The organism is Pseudorhodoplanes sp. (assembly GCA_032027085.1).
In the GTDB taxonomy this organism is placed as follows: Bacteria; Pseudomonadota; Alphaproteobacteria; order Rhizobiales; family Xanthobacteraceae; genus Pseudorhodoplanes.
Window position 1 is genome coordinate 2970482 of the sequence record JAVSMS010000001.1, and the last position, 17743, is coordinate 2988224.

A 17743-nucleotide genomic window follows, 5' to 3' on the forward strand; every position below is an offset into this window, starting at 1 on the left:
TTAGCAATCGGTGAAGGCCAGGCGCAGCGTGAACAAATTTGCGCGGCGAGCGTTGGGCTTGCAGCATGCGCCGGGTGTCAACCGGCCGCAACGGAGAAGGTGGACGCGGCTGATTTTGCCGGTTTCTGGCCGCGGCAACAACGTATCGGTATGCGTGGCATCTCACCCGTTCCCGGCGCGTGCGCCTTCTCTGCCACGCCCACAATATTTTGCAGCCGCGCGCGAAAGGCTTTATAGCGCTGCCTTCGACAGGCAGGCAGCGAAAGCGACATCATGGACGTCAAGGACAGCAACGGCACCACACTCAACGACGGCGATTCGGTTCAGCTCATCAAGGATCTGAAGGTGAAGGGCACGTCGGTGAATCTCAAGCGCGGCACGGTGGTGAAGAATATCCGCCTGACCGGAAAACCGGGCGAAGTCGAAGGCCGGGTGGAGAAGGTGAAGGGGCTGGTGCTGAAAACCGAGTTTCTGAAGAAGGTGTAGCGTCGCGATCCACAATCATTGTCATCGCCCGCGCCGATCTTTACCCGGGAGCGGTTCCCAAGGTGCGCATGTCGGCTTTGGCCGACTTGCGAGTGGGCGAGCCCGTAAATACCGCGTTGCAGTGATGACTGGAAGCCGTGCTTTCGCGGGGCATGACAAATGTGGGCTATCCCACCTTTCTTGAGACCGCCGTTCCGCTTTCGCGCTGATAAATGATGAGATCGAGCGATGGCGTTCGTTCATTGCCGGTCAGCGCCGTGAGCAGCGCATGCACTTGTCCGCGGTGATGGGTCTGGTGATTGAAGAATTGATCGAGCGCCAGCGCAAGCGGCTGCTCGATAGTCACGGGATTGGTGATGGTGCGATAGCGGAACGGGCCGTTGAGATCGGCGTCGGTGAGACCGGCGATGTAATCGATGATCCGCTGATCTTCCGCGCGGCGCGCATCGCGCAATCCGGAAAAATCCTCGAACAGGATTTGGTCAAGCCGTGTGGGCGAGGGGCCTTCGCCGGTGAAGCGGCGCATCCAGATGCGGTCGGCGACCAGAAGGTGATTGAGCGTGCCGTGCACCGATTTGAAGAAGGCGCCGCGGTCGGCGCGGTAGTCGGCGTCGGACAAGGCCGACGCCGCATCGTAGATGCGCGCATTGGCCCAGGCATTATAGCCGGCGAACATCGTGTAGCGGTGGGGCATGGGCATGGTGATTCCAAGTTGTCATTGCCGGGCTTGACCCGGCAATCCATCATTCGTGCAAAGAAGATTGGTATTCGAGGCAGATGGATGCAAGCAGAACTCGCTTACGCGAGTTCTGCAAGTCCTTCATGCGCAAGTCGGGTAAACCCGACTTGCGGGTCAAGCCCGCGCATGATGAAATTATTTGATTGCACTGGTCACAAAATGAAAACTCCGGCGTTATGGCCGGAGTTTTCTGCCGCTTAGTAGCAGATATAGACGCGCTTCAGGCGCGGGCCATAGGGGGTCTTCACCCAGCGCTTGGTCCAGCAGCTCGCATAGTAGCCCCCGTAATAGACCGGTCCGCCGTAATAGGCGTGACCATGCCATTCGTTGTGCCAATGCTTGTGCTTGAAGCCGGCTTCGGCCGAGGTCGGGGCGAATGCCGCCATGCCAAGGGCGGCGACGGCGAGAGCCGAGAGCGTCAATTTGCGGAACATTTCCAACTCCATGTTGCAGGGATGCGTTCTTCACATCCTGTGCATGGGTCGGTGCGCGGGCCGGATGCGTTCAAAATTTTGCGGGCGCAATGTGCGGCCGGGCGTCGCAGCGTGGAGAAAAGGCAAAAGCCCCGTCTCTTGCGAGACCGGGGCTCTGCCTGGTCAGAGGGGCGGAAGCCTTAGCGGCAAACGCGGACCCAGTCCCAGCCGTAATAGGTCCACACCTTCTTGGTGTAGCAATGCGGCCTGTAGTAGCTGTAGCCGTAATAGGGCTTGTAGAAGTGCTTGTGGCCGTAGCCGTAATAGTGGGCCGACGCGGCGGTCGGGGCGAGCGCGGCAGTGGCGAGGGCAACGACCGCGGCCAGTCCAAGAACAGTCTTGCGGATCATAGGGGGCTCCTGTTTGTCCGGTGGATGTGCCTCTCACATCCTGCAAGTTCGTCGCGGGCTGCCGCGCCCCGGTTCATGCCGGCCCAAAAATTCGGAAAACCCCGTAAAATCGCGCTCTTGCGAGGTGCAAGGTCGGTGGGTATAAGCCGCCCGACCTCACAATCTCCCTTTTCCCAGCATTTGAAGGACGATCTCGATGGCGATCGAACGCACTTTCTCGATCCTGAAACCCGACGCGACCGCGCGCAATCTGACCGGCGCGATCAACGCGATGATCGAGAAAGCGGGGCTGCGCATCGTGGCGCAGAAGCGCATTCGCATGACCCGCGAGCAGGCGGAGACGTTCTACGCCGTCCACAAGGAGCGGCCATTCTTCGGCGAATTGGTCACGTTCATGACCTCCGGTCCGGTGGTGGTGCAGGTGCTTGAAGGCGAGAACGCCATCGCCAAATACCGTGAGGTGATGGGCGCGACTGATCCCTCGAAGGCCGCCGAGGGCACAATCCGCAAGGTGCACGCCAAGTCGGTCGGGGAAAACTCGGTGCATGGGTCCGACGCCCCGGAAACCGCGGTCATTGAAATCGCTCAGTTTTTCTCCGGGAATGAGATCGTCGGATAACAGCGATTCCGAAACTCAGAAAATAACAGCATTCCTGAAATATTGTATTCCAGTCTAGCGATGGCGATGATGCGGCGGCTTGGGAGGGCCACCCCGTAATCATAAGGGGCCAAGGCGGACGGAGGACAGGGTGGATTTCTTCGCACAATTCTCGCAGCCGACATTCTGGCTGGCGGCGCTGCAGATCATCTGGATCAACATCCTGTTGTCCGGCGACAATGCGGTGGTCATTGCGCTGGCCTGCCGCGGGCTGCATGGCAGCCAGCGCCGCTGGGGCATGGTCCTCGGCGCCGGCGCGGCGATCCTGCTCCGCGTGTTTTTCACGATCATCATCGCCCAGCTCATGGGCCTGCCGTTCCTCAAGCTGATCGGCGGCGTCGCTCTGCTGTGGATCGCGATCAAGCTGATCGTGCCCGACGAGTCGCATGGCGAGGACAATGTGAAGGCGGGCGAGAGCCTGTGGCGCGCGGTGCGCATCGTCGCCATCGCCGACATCGTCATGAGCCTCGACAACGTGATCGCGATCGCGGCCGCCGCCAAGGGCAGCATCACTCTGATCGTTTTCGGTCTGGTGGTTTCGATCCCGATGATCATTGCCGGCGCCGCACTGCTGATGGCGGTGCTCGACCGCTTCCCGATCCTGGTCTGGGCCGGCGCCGCGCTGCTCGGCTGGATCGCGGGCGAGATCATGATCGAGGATCCCGCCACCATCAGTTGGCTCGGCAGCGAGCTCGTGCACCGCTACGTCTATGCCGCGGCAGCGGCCGGCGCCCTGTTCGTGGTGGCGGTCGGCTGGCTGATGCTGCGCGCGAAGCGCCCGGCGGCGGAGGTTGCCGACGTCTAGCCATGGCAAAGTGATCTGATCCTTCTCGGATCGTGTGCTAGATATGAACCGGCGCGGCAGCCTTGCCGCGCCGGTTTTCTTACAGAGAGGAGAAGCGGATGAATCGGCCGCTGCGCACAGAGTTCCGCGCCAGCGCCTGTCCGCATGACTGTCCCTCGACCTGCGCGCTCGAGATCGAGGTTCTTGATGATCGCACCATCGGCCGTGTGCGCGGTGCCGGGGACAATGCCTATACCGCCGGCGTGATCTGCGCGAAGGTCGCGCGCTACGCCGAGCGCGCCAATCATTCCGGCCGTCTGCTGCGCCCGCTGCGGCGCACGGGAGAAAAGGGCAGCGGCGAGTTTGCGCCGGTCTCCTGGGACGACGCGCTGGACATCGTCGCCGAGGAATTCCGCAAGGCCGAGGCACGCCACGGCGGCGAGGCGGTGTGGCCTTACTTTTATGCCGGCACCATGGGCCTCGTCATGCGCGACGGCATCAACCGCCTGCGTCACGCGAAAAGGTATTCCGGCTTTTTCTCGACCATCTGCGTCAATCCGGCCTGGACCGGATTCATCGCCGGCACCGGGCGGCTCGCCGGCGCTGATCCGCGCGAGATGGCGAAATCCGATCTCGTAGTGATCTGGGGCACCAATGCCGTCAACACCCAGGTCAATGTGATGACGCATGCGACGCGCGCGCGGAAAGAGCGCGGCGCGAAAATCGCGGCGGTCGATGTTTACATGAACGGCACGATGGAGCAGGCCGACCTGCCGGTGCTGATCAAGCCCGGCACCGACGGCGCTCTGGCCTGCGCGGTGATGCATTGCCTGTTCCGCGACGGCAAGGCGGACTGGGATTATCTCGACAAATACACCGACGCGCCGCGTGAACTTGAAGCGCATGTGCAGACGCGCGGGCCGGACTGGGCCACGCGGATCACCGGATGCCCGGTGGAGACCATTGAGGAATTCGCGCGGCTGATCGGCGACACCAAGCGCGCCTTCTTCCGGCTCGGCTACGGTTTCTCGCGCTCGCGCAACGGCGCGATCAACATGCATGCTGCGCTCTGCATTCCGGCGGTGACCGGCGCCTGGCTGCACGAGGGCGGCGGGGCTTTTCACAATAACGGCGCGATCTATCACTGGAACCGGACGATGATCGAAGGGCTCGATGCGCGCGACCCGGCGGTGCGCGAGCTCGATCAGTCGCGCATCGGCCCGATCCTGACCGGCGACAGCGAAGCGCTGCTGGGCGGGCCGCCGGTCACTGCGATGCTCATACAGAACACCAATCCCGTGTCGGTCGCGCCCGACCAGACCCTGGTGAAACGCGGCTTCGCAAGAGACGACCTGTTCGTCTGCGTGCATGAGCAGTTCATGACCGAGACCGCGCGCATCGCCGACATCGTGCTCCCGGCGACCATGTTCACCGAGCATGACGATGTCTATCAGGCCGGCGGCAGCCAATACATTCTGCTTGGACCGAAACTGGTCGAGGCGCCGGGCGAATGCCGGTCCAATCATGACCTGATCTGTGCGCTGGCCAAGCGGCTGGGCGCCGAGCATCCGGGTTTTGGCATGACCGCGCGCGAGATCATCGACTGGACGCTGCAGAATTCCGGCTGGGGGACGATCGATCGGCTGGAGACGGAGAAATGGATCGACTGCCAGCCGCCTTTTGCGCGCGCGCATTATCTCGACGGCTTCAAATGGCCGGACAAGAAATTCCGCTTCAAGCCGGACTGGTCAACGGTCCCGTTTCCATCGCCGTCGACCTTCGGACCCATGGCGCAGATTCCCTCATTGCCGGATTACTGGCCGGTCATTGAGACCGTTGACGATGCGCACCCGTTCCGCCTCGCGACATCGCCGTCGCGCAATTTCCTCAACTCCACCTTCAACGAGACGCCGACCTCGCTCGCGCGCGAGCAGCGGCCCACGGTGATGATCCATCCCGATGACGCCGCATCGCTCGGGCTCGCGGACGGGGACAAGGCGGTGCTCGGCAACCAGCGCGGCGAAGTGCGGCTGCGGGTGCGGCTGTTCGAGGGCGTGCGGCGCGGCGTCGTGATCGCGGAATCGATCTGGCCGAACGATGCGTATGAAGACGGCCGCGGCATCAACACGCTGACCGGCTCCGACCCGATCGCGCCCTATGGCGGCGCCGCCTTCCACGACAACAGGATCTGGATCAGGCGCGCGGATTGAACGGCGCCGGCTTACCAGCGGAATTCCAGCCCCAGCGTCCCGGCGTGCGATTCAAAATTGCCGCGGAAACGACCGTCATAGACGGCATAGAGCCGGGCTTTCGGCGCAAGCTGCATGGACAGGATCGCGCCGGTGTCGACGCCGAAGCGATCTTCCGACACGCCGGCAATGAATCGCGGCAGCGCGCCGCCATTGACGGGACTGATCGTCAGGCCGCCGACATTTTGCGACACAATATCAACCGCGCGGCCATAGACGCTGAAATCCATCACCATCGTGCTGGCGAGCCAAGTGTAGCCGACCTCGCCGCCGCCAAAGATGCGCGTGCGCTCGGCGATCTGCTCGCTGCCGTTGACCGGCACGGCGCCGCCGGTTTCGGAATAGGCGTCGGATTCCGCGCGTGCCCAGTCCATGCCGATCTTCGGGACGATGCGCCAGTTGCCGGAACTCCAAAGATAGCTGAGCTCAGCCAGCGCGCCCCAGAGGTTGGTGTCGTAGCTGGCGACGGAGGGAGCACCAGTGCCGCGGGTGGAATCGATGTCGCCAAAGCCGCGGATGGCGGCAACCCCCAGCACCCATGGGCCGGATTCAAAGGCGATGTTACCGCCAATCTGCGTGAGATCGATCCGGGAGGACTGCACATATTGAATGATGTCGACGTCGCTGCGGCTCTGGTCGACCGAAAGGCCGACCGATATGCCGGGGGCGATAATTAGCCCGAGGCCGGCCACGCCGCCGTAAATGCGGCGCTTGTCGCCGCCGAAATCGCCGCGCGGATCCATGCGCGAGCGCACGCCATAAGCCTCAAACCATGCGCGATAACGGTTGTCGATGGCGGAGACGGTCTGCGGCGCGGCTTCAAGATCGGCACCGCCGCCGGACGGCGTGAATTGCGACGGCGCACCGGCGGCGCGCGCCGCTTCGGTTCCGAGATGGCGCAGGAAGCGCGTTCCGATTTCGAGGGTCGTACTGGGTGAGGAGAGGGAAATGTTGCCGTCGCTTGCCGGAAGCGGCTGCGGGGTTGGCGGCGTCTGCGCCAGTGCGACCGGCATCCAACCGAACAGCCCCAGTGCAAGAAAAGCAGGCAGGGCCGCAAACGCCCAAGCGCGATCCCGCTTCCACACTTGCCAGCAACGCCCCGCCAATGTCCCGCCCCGTATGCTTTCGCAGCTGCAAAATTTTAGATGACTTTCTGACGAAAACAATCACTCAAGGACACAGAGCAATAAGGACACAGAGCCATCGGCGGTAATGCGGGGTTCCATCTGAGCGATCGGATCATCGAGACCCGCCGACAGGGAACGCGCATCTTTCTTAAGCCGCAATTGTCGCAATACTTTCTGACGCAATCTGATTTTGGTTCGTTCGCCCCGTATGCATCTTCCCCCGATGCAATCCGTTCCGGACTTCCCCAAAAGCAAGGTTGTGGCGCGACGAGCAGCGAGCCCGACGCGTCATCGCCAAACCGGCTTAACGTGACTAACCAGGAGACCGACGATGCAAAAAGGCACCGTCAAATGGTTCAATCCGACGAAGGGTTATGGGTTCATCAAGCCGTCTGCCGGCGAAAGGGATGTGTTCGTGCACATCTCGGCTGTGGAGCGGGCGGGTCTGAGCACCTTGAATGAAGGCCAGGCCGTGGAATTCGAACTGGTCACCAATCGCGGCAAGACGTCCGCGGAGAATCTCAGGGTAGCGTAATACACACCATGCATATGGTGGGCTGAACGAACAATTCGCTCCTTATAAATGCGGCCCCCGGTCACGCAGCCGGGGGTTTTGTTTTGGCCTCTGCCGGAACGAAGGCTTTCTCGTTCGAGGCGAGCGCGCCGTCGATCACGCAGCGCCCATCCGCGATGCGCACGCGTCCTTGCGCGACCAGCTTCAGCGCCAGCGGATAGATCTTGTGCTCGATCGCGAGCACGCGGGCCGCGAGTGTCGCCGCATCATCGGTGTCAAGCACCGGCACCCTGCCTTGGGTGATGATCGGCCCTGAATCCATTTCCGGCACGACGAAATGCACGGTCGCCCCGTGTTCCTTCACGCCTTCGGCCAGTGCGCGCTCATGCGTGTGCAAACCTTTGAATGCCGGAAGCAGGGCGGGATGAATGTTCAGCATGCGACACTGCCAGCGGCCGATGATCCAGGGCGTGAGGATGCGCATGAAACCGGCGAGGCAGACGAGGTCGATACGGTGTGTTTCGAGCTCCGCCTGCACGGCGCGCTCGAAGGCTTCGCGATCCTTGCCGAAGCGTTTGTGATCGACGACCGCCGTCGCGATGCCGTCGGCCTGCGCGGCAGCAAGTCCGCCCGCATCCGGCTGGTTGGACAACGCCAGCGAAATCTCCGCCGGATAATCGGCGGCCTTGGCGGCTTCGATCAGCGCCGTCATGTTGGAGCCGCGGCCGGAAATCAGCACGGCGACACGTTTGCGCGCCGGGCCGGTGCTCATGCGAGGTTCAAGCGGCCGGTGGTCTGCACCGGCTCGGCGTCGTCCGCGCGCGGAATCACTTCGCCGAGATCAACCACCGCTTCACCGTTGCGCGCGAGCACGCCGCGCACCTGCGCCGCCTTGTCGGGCGCGACCACAACCACCATGCCGATTCCGCAATTGAAGGTGCGCAGCATTTCCGGCACCGCGATGTCGCCGGCCGTGGCCAGCCACCTGAAAACCGGCAGCACCGGCAGGCGCGTGAGATCGATGCGCACGCCAAGATGTTTCGGCAATGCGCGCGGTATGTTGTCGGGGAATCCGCCGCCGGTGATATGCGCCAGCGCCTTCACCGCGCCAGTCTCGCGGATGGCGGCGAGGCATGACTTCACATAGAGCCGCGTCGGCGTGAGCACCGCTTCGCCCAGTGTCTTGCCGGTATCGAATGGCGCCGCGTCGCCCCACGACAGGCCCGCATGCTCGGTGACCTTGCGGACGAGCGAGAATCCGTTTGAATGCACGCCGGATGAGGCGAGGCCAAGCATGATGTCACCCGCGGCGACATCCTTGCGGGGAAGGATGCCATCGCGTTCGACGGCGCCGACTGCAAATCCGGCGAGATCGTAATCTCCGCTCTGATAAATGCCCGGCATCTCCGCGGTCTCGCCGCCGATCAGCGCGCAGCCCGATTGCTTGCAGCCCTCGGCAATGCCGGCCACGACCTGCGCGCCGATCTCGGGATCGAGCTTCGAGCAGGCGAAGTAGTCGAGGAAGAAGAGGGGCTCGGCACCCTGGACCACGAGATCGTTGACCGACATGGCGACAAGATCGATGCCGATGGTGTTGTGACGGCCGGTCTCGATCGCGATCTTGACCTTGGTGCCGACCCCGTCGGTGGCGGCAACCAGCACCGGATCGGTCATGCCCAGCCGCTTCAGATCGAACAGGCCGCCAAACCCGCCGATTTCCGCATCCGCTCCGGGCCGCGCGGTGGCGCGCACCAGCGGCTTGATCATCTCGACCATGCGGTTGCCGGCATCGATATCGACGCCGGAGCCGGCATAGGTCAGGCCGCGCCCCGTCTCAGCCATGCAGGTTCCCTGTTATTTCGCCGGTGGTTACGTGGAAATCGCATTGCGCGCAATGGCTTGATGGACGTTATATACTGTCCGAATGCGGCCGGTGCCCGCCGGCCGCCCGTGTCCGGGGCTTTCTGGCTTGAGTATTCCCAACCTCATTACGCTCGCACGCATTCTCTGCGTGCCGCTGATCGTCTGGGCGATTACGGCCGGGGAGATGATGGGGGCGTTCATCCTGTTCTTGGCCGCCGGCATCAGCGATGCCGTCGACGGCTTTCTCGCCAAGCGGTTCAACATGGCGAGCGAACTGGGCGGGTATCTCGATCCGCTGGCCGACAAGGCGCTGATCGTCTCGATCTACGTGGCGCTCGGCATCACCGAGGCGATCCCGCGCTGGCTGGTCATTCTGGTGGTCTCGCGCGACATCATGATCATCGGCGCGGTGATGCTGACGTGGCTGATCGGTAAGCCGATGCGAATGAAGCCGCATCCGGTCTCCAAGGCCAACACGGTCGCGCAGATTTTCCTTGCCTGCCTGGTGCTGGCGGCCCTGGCTTTCCGTTTCGATGCCGGCTGGCTGTTGCCGACCTCCATCGCCCTGGTGGCCATCTTGACCTTGCTCTCGATCGCCTTCTATGTCGCGGAATGGATCCGCCACGTGGGTGCAAACGGCACCGCCCATTGACGGAGGGGGTGGGGAAGCGCGCATGGCAAATGTGAAACGTGGCTCCTCCGGCACGGCACCGGGCGGCGCCGATCGCGCCCCGAGCCCCATCAGCCTGAAACGCCAGCTCATTTTCTGGACCGGCGCGCTGATCGTCTTCATCGCGCTGCTCTGGATTCTTGCCGATGTGCTGCTGCCCTTCGTCGCCGGCATGGCGCTGGCCTATCTGCTCGATCCGCTGGTGAAGCGGGTGCAGGGCGTCGGCCTGAGCCGTGCCTGGGCGGCGGTCATCATCGTGATCGTCTTCGCCGTCTTGCTCGTGCTGGCGATCATTCTCATCGTGCCGGTGCTGGGCGATCAGATCGGCCAGTTCATGCAGCGCCTGCCCGACCTGATCGATCGTGTGCGCGTCCTGATCCAGCAATCCAACCAGAGCTGGCTCGGCACCTTCGTCGGCGAAAGATTGCCGGAAGCGCAGAAGTCGCTCGGCACTGTCGCCGCCACCGCGGCGGGATGGATCACGACATTCCTCGGCTCGCTCTGGTCGGGCGGCAAGGCGCTGGTGTCGGTGCTGTCAATCCTTGTCATCACGCCCATCGTCGCCTTCTACATGCTGATGGACTGGGAACGCATGGTGAATGCGGTCGACAACCTCATTCCGATTCATCATCGCGAGACGGTGCGCGCGTTGCTCCGCGAAATGGACGCCGCAATTTCCGGCTTCGTGCGCGGGCAGGCGATTGTCTGCCTCATCCTCGGTGTGTTCTATTCCGTCGCGCTGATTGCCATCGGCCTGAACTTCGGATTGCTGATCGGCTTGGTTGCGGCCTTTCTCAGCTTTGCGCCCTATATCGGCACCATGGTCGGCTTTCTGCTCGCCACCGGCGTGGCGCTGGCGCAATTCTGGCCGGACTGGATCTGGGTTGTGGCCGCGGCCGGCATTTTCGCCGTCGGCCAGTTCATTGAAGGCAACTTCCTGCAGCCCTATCTCGTCGGCAAGGAGACCGGACTGCATCCGGTGTGGCTGATGTTCTCGTTGCTCGCCTTCGGTGTGCTGTTCGGATTTGTTGGTCTTCTGGTCGCGGTGCCGATCGCCGCCGCCATCGGCGTTCTGGTGCGCTTTCTGGTCCGGCAATATCAGGCGAGTTCGTATTACACCGGCGACCAGCCAAGCTGATCATGCCGGCCGCCCCGCGTCAGCTTGCGCTTGCGCTCGATCATGTTGAGAACCTGACCCGCGACGATTTTCTGGTCGGGCCGCCGAACGACTCCGCGCTGGCCATGATCGAACGCTGGCCGGACTGGCCGAGCCGCGTGATCGCGCTCGTCGGACCGGCGGGCTCCGGCAAGAGCCATCTGGCCTCGATCTGGGCGGAGCAATCGGGCGCGCGCTTTCTATCGGCGCGAGCGCTGCCGGAGACGCATCTGCCGACTGCGCTGGCAACCGGCGCGCTGGTGCTTGAGGACATTGACGACAATGACCTCGACGAGCGCGCAATGTTCCATCTGTTGAATCTGGTGCGGCAGGACCAGGCGTGGCTCCTGCTCACCGCGCGGACGCCGCCGACGCAGTGGAGGATCGCGCTCGCCGATCTGGCCTCACGTCTGCGCGCAGTGCCGGCATTGACGCTCAGCCCGCCGGACGACGCCTTGCTGCGGGCGGTGATCGTCAAGCTGTTTGCGGACCGCCAGCTCGCCGTGGACGAGAACCTGGTCGGCTATCTGGTCAGCCGGATCGAGCGGTCCTTCGCGGCTGCGCGTGCTATGGTGACGCTGCTGGATCAGGAGGCGCTGGTCCGCAAACGCCCGGTTAACCGTGCACTGGCCACCGAGGTATTGCGGGACACCGGCTTTTAAGCGGTTTGTGCCAGACTGTCTGTCATGGGGGCGTCATGGCTCCGTCATAAACCACGCCCAGAATCGGATGGCGGGAGCAAGTGGCAAATGTCCATGGCTGAAAGCAGCGAAGCTGTTGTGTTGAAAGCGGAATCCGCTGCGCCGGCGCCCTCCGGCGCCGCCCTCGATACGGCGCTGCTGACCGCGCCGGACCGCTTCATCAACCGGGAATTGTCGTGGCTGCATTTCAACCGCCGCGTCCTGGATGAATCGGACAATCCGAACCATCCGCTGCTGGAGCGGCTGCGTTTCCTGTCGATTTCGGCCAACAACCTCGACGAATTCTTCATGGTGCGCGTCGCCGCCCTCAAGGGACAGGTGCGCGAAGGCATTACCGACCGCAGCCCGGATGGATTGACCCCATCCGAGCAATTGGCGCGGATTGGAGAGGTGGTCTCAAAGTTGGCGCGCGACCAGCTCGCCCGCTGGCGTGCCCTGCGTCATGACCTCGCCGAACAGGGCATCGTCATCGTGGACGGGCAGACGGTGACCAAACAGGAGAAGGCGTGGCTGGAAGACCATTTCCTGCATCATATCTTCCCGGTGCTGACGCCGCTGGCCATTGATCCGGCGCATCCGTTCCCGTTCATACCCAATCTCGGCTTCACCATCGCCTTGCAACTCGCGCGCGTCAGCGACAGCAAGGCGATGAACGCGCTAATCCGCGTGCCTCACAAAATCGAGCGCTTCGTGCATCTGCCGCGTCAGGATGCCAGCGAGCAGCGCGTCATCATGCTGGAGCACGTGATCTACCTTTTCATCAGCCAGCTGTTCCCGGGATATGCGGTGCACGGGCAGGGCGCTTTCCGCGTCATCCGCGACTCCGAAATAGAAATCGAGGAAGAAGCGGAAGACCTGGTGCGCTCCTTCGAAAGCGTGCTCAAGCGGCGGCGCCGCGGATCGGTGATCCGTCTCGAGATCGAAGACGATATGCCGGTCGAGCTACGCCGCTTCGTGCAGCGGTCGATGGGGGTCGACGAGAGCGAGACCTATATTGTCGAGGGCGAACTTGCCGACAGCATGCTGGCGCTCAACGACCTCAAGGAGCTGGTTGCGCTCGATCGCCCCGACCTTCTTTTCGTTCCCTACAATCCGCGTTTTCCGGAACGTATCCGCGACCATGGCGGCGATTGTTTTGCCGCCATCCGGCAGAAGGATCTGATCGTTCATCATCCCTACGAATCGTTTGACGTCGTCGTGCAGTTTCTCCAACAGGCGGCGCGCGACCCGGATGTGATTGCGATCAAGCAAACGCTGTACCGCACGTCCGCTGAATCTCCCATCGTCAAGACGCTGGCGGAAGCGGCCGAAGCCGGGAAATCCGTCACCGCGCTGGTCGAGCTGAAGGCGCGGTTCGATGAGGAAGCCAATATCCGCTGGGCTCGCGACCTGGAACGCGCCGGTGTGCAAGTCGTCTATGGTTTCGTCGAACTCAAGACGCACGCGAAATTGTCGTTGGTGGTGCGACGCGAGGGGAAGCGGCTCGCCTCCTATGTGCATGTAGGTACCGGCAATTATCACCCGATCACCGCCCGCATCTATACCGACCTGTCGTTTTTTACCGCCGATCCGGTCATTGCTCAGGACATCACGCGCATCTTCAATTTCATCACCGGTTACGCCGAGCCTGCCGAGCTCGAATCCATGGCGGTATCGCCGGTGACTTTGCGCAAGCGAATCAGCGATCACATCCGGCAGGAAATCGCCCATGCCAAGGCCGGCCGCCCGGCCGCGATCTGGATGAAGATGAATGCGCTGGTCGATGCGGAAATCATCGACCTCCTGTATGAGGCCTCGCGCGCCGGCGTGCGGGTCGATATCGTCGTGCGCGGCATCTGCTGCCTGCGGCCGGGGGTGCCGGGCCTGTCCGACAACATCCGCGTGAAATCGATTGTCGGCCGCTTTCTGGAGCACGGCCGAATCTATTGTTTCGGAGACGGTAACGGCCTGCCGCATGCCAAGGCGACGGTCTATATCTCCTCCGCCGACATGATGCCGCGCAATCTGGACCGCCGCGTCGAGGCGCTGTGCCCGATCACGAATCCGACCGTGCATGAGCAGGTCCTCGACCAGATCATGGTTGTCAACTTCAAGGATAACGAGCAGAGCTGGATGGTCTTGCCTGACGGCACCGCAAGCCGCATAAGGCCGGGCAAGGGCGAGGAGCCGTTCAACGCCCAGAAATATTTCATGACCAATCCGAGCCTGTCGGGACGTGGAAAATCTCTTAAGGAATCTCCGCCACGCCGCCTCACGCGCCGCCAGGACCGGTAGGGCGAATGACAAGACGCCGCCGCGCGCCGCGGCCGGCTCCCCCCAATCGAAGAAGAAGACCAGGTCCCGCAAGCCACGTTCGCCCCAAGGCCGTCTCGACCACGGGCCGCCCGTCGGCGTCATCGATATCGGTTCAAACTCGGTCCGTCTTGTTGTCTATGAAGGCCTGACGCGGTCACCGACACCGATCTTCAACGAGAAGGTTCTTGCCGGGCTGGGCCGCGAAGTGCAGTCGACCGGTTTGCTGGCTCCCGACGCGGTGAGGCAGGCGCTGCTGGCGCTGAAACGGTTCCGCGCGCTCTGCGATACGCTGAAGGTCGCGCATGTGTTCGGCATCGCGACCGCGGCCTGCCGCGACGCGCGTAACGGCCCGGCCTTCATCGAAGAGGCAGAACATCTCAGCCGCATCAAGATCGACGTGCTGTCAGGACGGCGCGAGGCCGAATTGTCCGCCCTCGGCGTCATCTCGGGCATTTATCGGCCGAACGGCCTTGTTGCCGACCTCGGCGGCGGCTCGCTCGAACTGATGGATATTCACGGCGAGCGATTGCGGCGCGGCATCACACTGCCGCTCGGCGGCCTGGCCTTGCAGGACGCCTCGAAAAAATCGATCAAGAAAGCAGAGAAGATCGTCGCCGACGCGCTACACGATGTGAAGGCTGGCGCGGCGGGGAAGGGACGCTCCCTTTATGCGGTGGGCGGCGCCTGGCGTGCGCTGGCGCGCTTACACATGGCGCAGACCGGCTATCCGCTGCATGTCATGCACGGCTATCGCATGCGCGCAAAAGACGCGATCGAATTCTGCGAGCTGGTGCGTCGTGTCAACATCGATACGCTGTCGCAGATCGATGTTGTCGCGGATGCGCGGCGTCCGCTGCTCGCTTATGCCGCCTTGGTGCTTGAGCATCTCACGCGGCGGACCAAGCCTGCCGATGTGGTGATTTCCGCCCTCGGCGTGCGCGAAGGTCTGCTCTATTCAATGCTGAAAGTGCACGAGCAGCGGAAGGACGCGCTGATCGAGGCCGCGCGCAATCTCAATCTGCTGCGCTCGCGTTCGCCGCTGCATGGCGAGGAATTGCTGGCATGGACAGACCGGTTTTTTGCTTCATCGGGAATCGATGAAACTGAAGAAGAAAGGCGGTTGCGCCACGCTGCCTGTCTGGTTGCTGACGTCGGCTGGCGCACGCATCCGGATTATCGCGGCGAGCAGTCGCTGAACATCATCGCGCATGCATCATTCGTGGCGCTGGATCATCCCGCGCGCGCATTTCTGGCGCTGTCGGTCTATTTCCGTCATGTCGGCGTCACGCATGACGACGAATTGTCGCCGCGGCTGCGCGAACTCGCTTCAACCCGTCTGCTCGATCATGCGCGCGTGCTCGGCGCCGCAATGCGCGTGGCCTATATGATATCGGCCTCAATGCCGGGTGTGCTGCCGGAGACGCCGCTGCGAGTCGAGCGCCAGCGGCTGGTGCTGCGCATGCGCGGCAAATATGCCGCGCTGGCAGGCGACCGGGTCTTCAACCGGTTGCGGACGCTGGCGCGGCTGATCGGCCGCGAGCCGCATCTGGTGATGGACTGAATGGACGGCTCACGCCGTTAGATGAAATTCGACGGCCACCTGGCCGCTCCCGCTCGACGGGAAATATGCGCAGAGCTGTTCGGATTGTCCCGTGTAGGCATCCCAGCCGAGGACGCCAAACAGCATGGCGGTGTCGGCCATCAGCGCTTCGCCGCTGCACTTGCGTGTATAGTCGGGAAGCATGCGGCAGAACTCGGCATAGCGGCGCTCCTTCCAGAGATCGAGCACGCGCAGATCCATCTGCCGGTTGAATTCGCTGGAAATGCTGTTCCAGGCTTGCGGGCCGAGCTTGCTGTTCTCGAACAGCTGGTGCGACAGCGAGCCGCTGGCCAGCACCGCCGCCTTGCAACCAGATTTCTCGATGGCGCGGCGGACGGCTTCGCCGAATCTGCGGTTCTCGTCGACGGAGGCAAAGACCGGAGCAGCGACGGGGACGACCGAGAGGGCCTTGTCGGAATTCATATAGTGCATCGGCACGATGGTCCCGTATTCGACCGGCAGGGTGGGAACGCGATGCGCGAGTACATTCGGGCCGGATTTGGCGCATTCAGAAACGATCAGGTCGGCAAGCTCGGGATGACCGCGATAGTCGTAGGAGAGATCGCTGATCATGTGCGGCGCTTCCGGGCTGGTATAAACGCCCTGATGATGCGCATTGGCGTTGATGTGGAATCCGAAATTCGAAATCCAGTGCGTATCGAAGACGACGAAGGTGTCGGTGCCGCGTTCGCGCGCCCGCCGGCCGAGCAGCTTCAGGGCATTGATCGCGTCATCGCGTGTGCCCTTCAGCGGCTCCACGTGTTCCGACAGCATCAGCGACGGCACGTGTGTAACCTTCGCCGCAAGTACAAGCTCTCCCATGCCATTCCCCCGCATTGTTCTGGATCTGCGCGAGGTTAGGGAAGCAGCAGGCCGGCGTAGTTGAGCTATGTCAAAGATGCTTGTCCGGACGGGGGATCATGCGCGCTCGATCGCCGAGACGCGGCCTTTTTCGATCGCGAGCGCCAGCCGTCCGGCTTTCAACGCCAGCGCCTTCTCGCCGAACAGGTCGCGCCGCCATCCCTTGAGGGCGGGAACGTCGGCATGGTCATCGGCGGCGATGCGCTCGAGATCATCGACCGTGGCGATCACCTTGGAGGCCACCGCATGCCGCTCCGAGGTCATGCGCAGCAGCACTTTGAGAAGTTCGACGGTCGCCGCGCCGTTGGGGGCGGGCTTGGAGCGCTCCAGCACCGGCAGCGTTTTGGGATCGCGCGCCAGGGCTTTCTTGACGAGGTCGGGAATGTCCTGCCCCCATTTCGATTTCTCGAAACCCCGCGGAAGGGACCGCAAGGAGGCGAGGCGTTCGATGGTGGTGGGCGCCTGCACCGCGATATCGGCGACCACATCGTCTTTCAGAATGCGTCCACGCGGCACGTCGCGCGCCTTGGCTTCGCGCTCGCGCCAGGCTGCGATCTCGATCAGCACCGCCAGTTCCTTGGGCTTGCGGACACGCGCGCGCAGGCGCTGCCAGGCATTTTCCGGATCCATGCGGTAGGTTTCGGGCGAGGTGAGGATGTCCATTTCCTCTCTCAGCCACTCGGTGCGACCGCGCTTTTGAAGGTCGGCGTTCAGCTTGCGATAGACGTCACGCAAATGGGTAACGTCGGAGACTGCATATTCGATCTGCGCCTTGCTCAACGGTCGCCGCGTCCAGTCGGTGAAGCGATGAGACTTGTCGAGCGCGTCGCCGGTGATGCGCTGGACAAGCTGATCGTAGGAGATCGAGTCGCCATAGCCGAGCACCATGGCGGCGACCTGGGTGTCAAAAACCGGATGCGGGATCAGGCTTGCATGATGCCAGACGATTTCGATGTCCTGACGCGCAGCGTGAAACACCTTCACGATCTTCTCGTTCGCCATGAGATCGAAGAAAGGCTGCAGATCGAGTCCATCGGCAAGGGCATCCACAACGATCGCTTCGTCGGGCGAGGCTATCTGCAGCACACAGAGCTGCGGGTAATAGGTCGACTCGCGCAGGAATTCGGTGTCGACCGTCACATAATCGTGGGTCGCGAGTCGTTTGCAGGCGGCAGCAAGGTCACCGGTCGTCGTAATCAGGTCCATCAACATCAACT

General features: G+C 62.8%; 18 protein-coding genes. 10 read left to right on the top strand and 8 right to left on the bottom strand.

The genetic code is table 11. The features are described 5' to 3' along the window. The first annotated feature begins 273 nt into the window (after window positions 1-273). Window positions 274-486: an alkylphosphonate utilization protein gene (locus RO009_14270; GenBank protein ID MDT3686196.1), complete on the top strand. Its 213-nt coding sequence runs from the start codon at window positions 274-276 to the stop codon at window positions 484-486. Between the two features lie 166 nt (window positions 487-652). Here the strand turns inward: RO009_14270 and RO009_14275 are convergent, their stop codons facing one another. The 3 genes from RO009_14275 to RO009_14285 form a co-directional block, all read right to left on the bottom strand. Beyond that, window positions 653-1180 (bottom strand): DinB family protein, encoded by a 528-nt coding sequence (locus tag RO009_14275; GenBank protein MDT3686197.1) that lies wholly within the window; start codon window positions 1178-1180, stop codon window positions 653-655. A 242-nt stretch (window positions 1181-1422) separates the two neighbouring features. Beyond that, complete coding sequence (locus tag RO009_14280; GenBank protein ID MDT3686198.1) at window positions 1423-1659, bottom strand: hypothetical protein; 237 nt, start codon at window positions 1657-1659, stop codon at window positions 1423-1425. 179 nt (window positions 1660-1838) lie between these two features. Then, entirely contained in the window at window positions 1839-2048 is a 210-nt protein-coding gene (locus tag RO009_14285) for a sulfur globule protein precursor (protein ID MDT3686199.1), read from the bottom strand. A 196-nt stretch (window positions 2049-2244) separates the two neighbouring features. Here RO009_14285 and ndk point away from each other — a divergent pair, with 196 nt between their 5' ends. The 3 genes from ndk (at window position 2245) to RO009_14300 (ending at window position 5700) form a co-directional block, all read left to right on the top strand. Continuing rightward, window positions 2245-2667: a nucleoside-diphosphate kinase gene (ndk, locus tag RO009_14290; GenBank protein ID MDT3686200.1), complete on the top strand. Its 423-nt coding sequence runs from the start codon at window positions 2245-2247 to the stop codon at window positions 2665-2667. A gap of 130 nt (window positions 2668-2797) precedes the next feature. Beyond that, window positions 2798-3511 (top strand): TerC family protein, encoded by a 714-nt coding sequence (locus RO009_14295; protein MDT3686201.1) that lies wholly within the window; start codon window positions 2798-2800, stop codon window positions 3509-3511. Between the two features lie 98 nt (window positions 3512-3609). Further along, a complete protein-coding gene (locus tag RO009_14300) occupies window positions 3610-5700 on the top strand; it encodes a molybdopterin oxidoreductase family protein (protein MDT3686202.1) in 2091 nt (696 codons plus the stop codon). A gap of 11 nt (window positions 5701-5711) precedes the next feature. On the opposite strand, the gene RO009_14305 is transcribed toward RO009_14300, so the two are convergent. Then, entirely contained in the window at window positions 5712-6752 is a 1041-nt protein-coding gene (locus RO009_14305) for an autotransporter outer membrane beta-barrel domain-containing protein (protein MDT3686203.1), read from the bottom strand. Window positions 6753-7197: 445 nt separating this feature from the next. Here RO009_14305 and RO009_14310 point away from each other — a divergent pair, with 445 nt between their 5' ends. Further along, on the top strand, window positions 7198-7401 hold the full coding sequence (locus tag RO009_14310; GenBank protein ID MDT3686204.1) for a cold-shock protein: 204 nt from the start codon (window positions 7198-7200) through the stop codon (window positions 7399-7401). Window positions 7402-7462: 61 nt separating this feature from the next. On the opposite strand, the gene purN is transcribed toward RO009_14310, so the two are convergent. Both purN and purM read right to left on the bottom strand, forming a co-directional pair. Further along, window positions 7463-8152 carry a phosphoribosylglycinamide formyltransferase gene (gene purN / locus RO009_14315; protein ID MDT3686205.1) on the bottom strand — a complete coding sequence of 230 codons (690 nt, stop codon included), beginning with the start codon at window positions 8150-8152 and terminating at the stop codon, window positions 7463-7465. Beyond that, complete coding sequence (purM, locus tag RO009_14320; protein MDT3686206.1) at window positions 8149-9222, bottom strand: phosphoribosylformylglycinamidine cyclo-ligase; 1074 nt, start codon at window positions 9220-9222, stop codon at window positions 8149-8151. Before purM ends, purN begins: the two co-directional genes overlap by 4 nt. Before the next feature lie 127 nt (window positions 9223-9349). Between purM and RO009_14325 the strand changes: the two genes are divergently transcribed. The 5 genes from RO009_14325 to ppx all read left to right on the top strand — a co-directional run bounded on the left by RO009_14325 (window position 9350) and on the right by ppx (window position 15626). Then, window positions 9350-9895, top strand: a complete 546-nt coding sequence (locus RO009_14325) for a CDP-alcohol phosphatidyltransferase family protein (protein MDT3686207.1) — start codon at window positions 9350-9352, stop codon at window positions 9893-9895. A gap of 22 nt (window positions 9896-9917) precedes the next feature. Then, the gene (locus RO009_14330; GenBank protein ID MDT3686208.1) at window positions 9918-11051 is read left to right on the top strand and encodes an AI-2E family transporter; all 1134 of its coding nucleotides are present in this window, start codon (window positions 9918-9920) and stop codon (window positions 11049-11051) included. Between the two features lie 2 nt (window positions 11052-11053). After that, the gene (locus RO009_14335; GenBank protein MDT3686209.1) at window positions 11054-11731 is read left to right on the top strand and encodes a chromosomal replication initiator DnaA; all 678 of its coding nucleotides are present in this window, start codon (window positions 11054-11056) and stop codon (window positions 11729-11731) included. 93 nt (window positions 11732-11824) lie between these two features. Next, the gene (locus tag RO009_14340) at window positions 11825-14044 is read left to right on the top strand and encodes an RNA degradosome polyphosphate kinase (protein MDT3686210.1); all 2220 of its coding nucleotides are present in this window, start codon (window positions 11825-11827) and stop codon (window positions 14042-14044) included. Further along, window positions 13986-15626: an exopolyphosphatase gene (ppx, locus tag RO009_14345; GenBank protein MDT3686211.1), complete on the top strand. Its 1641-nt coding sequence runs from the start codon at window positions 13986-13988 to the stop codon at window positions 15624-15626. Before RO009_14340 ends, ppx begins: the two co-directional genes overlap by 59 nt. Window positions 15627-15635: 9 nt before the next feature. Here ppx and hpaD read toward each other — a convergent pair whose 3' ends face one another. Further along, the gene (gene hpaD / locus RO009_14350) at window positions 15636-16487 is read right to left on the bottom strand and encodes a 3,4-dihydroxyphenylacetate 2,3-dioxygenase (protein MDT3686212.1); all 852 of its coding nucleotides are present in this window, start codon (window positions 16485-16487) and stop codon (window positions 15636-15638) included. Window positions 16488-16583: 96 nt separating this feature from the next. Further along, a complete protein-coding gene (gene rnd / locus RO009_14355) occupies window positions 16584-17732 on the bottom strand; it encodes a ribonuclease D (protein ID MDT3686213.1) in 1149 nt (382 codons plus the stop codon). Window positions 17733-17743 lie beyond the last annotated feature (11 nt).

Coding starts and splice junctions, on each gene's coding strand:
- RO009_14270 (MDT3686196.1), top strand. CDS start 274: ATGGACGTCAAGGACAGCAACGGCACCACACTCAACGACGGCGATTCG.
- RO009_14275 (MDT3686197.1), bottom strand. CDS start 1,180: ATGCCCCACCGCTACACGATGTTCGCCGGCTATAATGCCTGGGCCAAT.
- RO009_14280 (MDT3686198.1), bottom strand. CDS start 1,659: ATGTTCCGCAAATTGACGCTCTCGGCTCTCGCCGTCGCCGCCCTTGGC.
- RO009_14285 (MDT3686199.1), bottom strand. CDS start 2,048: ATGATCCGCAAGACTGTTCTTGGACTGGCCGCGGTCGTTGCCCTCGCC.
- ndk (MDT3686200.1), top strand. CDS start 2,245: ATGGCGATCGAACGCACTTTCTCGATCCTGAAACCCGACGCGACCGCG.
- RO009_14300 (MDT3686202.1), top strand. CDS start 3,610: ATGAATCGGCCGCTGCGCACAGAGTTCCGCGCCAGCGCCTGTCCGCAT.
- RO009_14305 (MDT3686203.1), bottom strand. CDS start 6,752: ATGCCGGTCGCACTGGCGCAGACGCCGCCAACCCCGCAGCCGCTTCCG.
- RO009_14310 (MDT3686204.1), top strand. CDS start 7,198: ATGCAAAAAGGCACCGTCAAATGGTTCAATCCGACGAAGGGTTATGGG.
- purN (MDT3686205.1), bottom strand. CDS start 8,152: ATGAGCACCGGCCCGGCGCGCAAACGTGTCGCCGTGCTGATTTCCGGC.
- purM (MDT3686206.1), bottom strand. CDS start 9,222: ATGGCTGAGACGGGGCGCGGCCTGACCTATGCCGGCTCCGGCGTCGAT.
- RO009_14330 (MDT3686208.1), top strand. CDS start 9,918: ATGGCAAATGTGAAACGTGGCTCCTCCGGCACGGCACCGGGCGGCGCC.
- RO009_14335 (MDT3686209.1), top strand. CDS start 11,054: ATGCCGGCCGCCCCGCGTCAGCTTGCGCTTGCGCTCGATCATGTTGAG.
- RO009_14340 (MDT3686210.1), top strand. CDS start 11,825: ATGGCTGAAAGCAGCGAAGCTGTTGTGTTGAAAGCGGAATCCGCTGCG.
- hpaD (MDT3686212.1), bottom strand. CDS start 16,487: ATGGGAGAGCTTGTACTTGCGGCGAAGGTTACACACGTGCCGTCGCTG.
- rnd (MDT3686213.1), bottom strand. CDS start 17,732: ATGGACCTGATTACGACGACCGGTGACCTTGCTGCCGCCTGCAAACGA.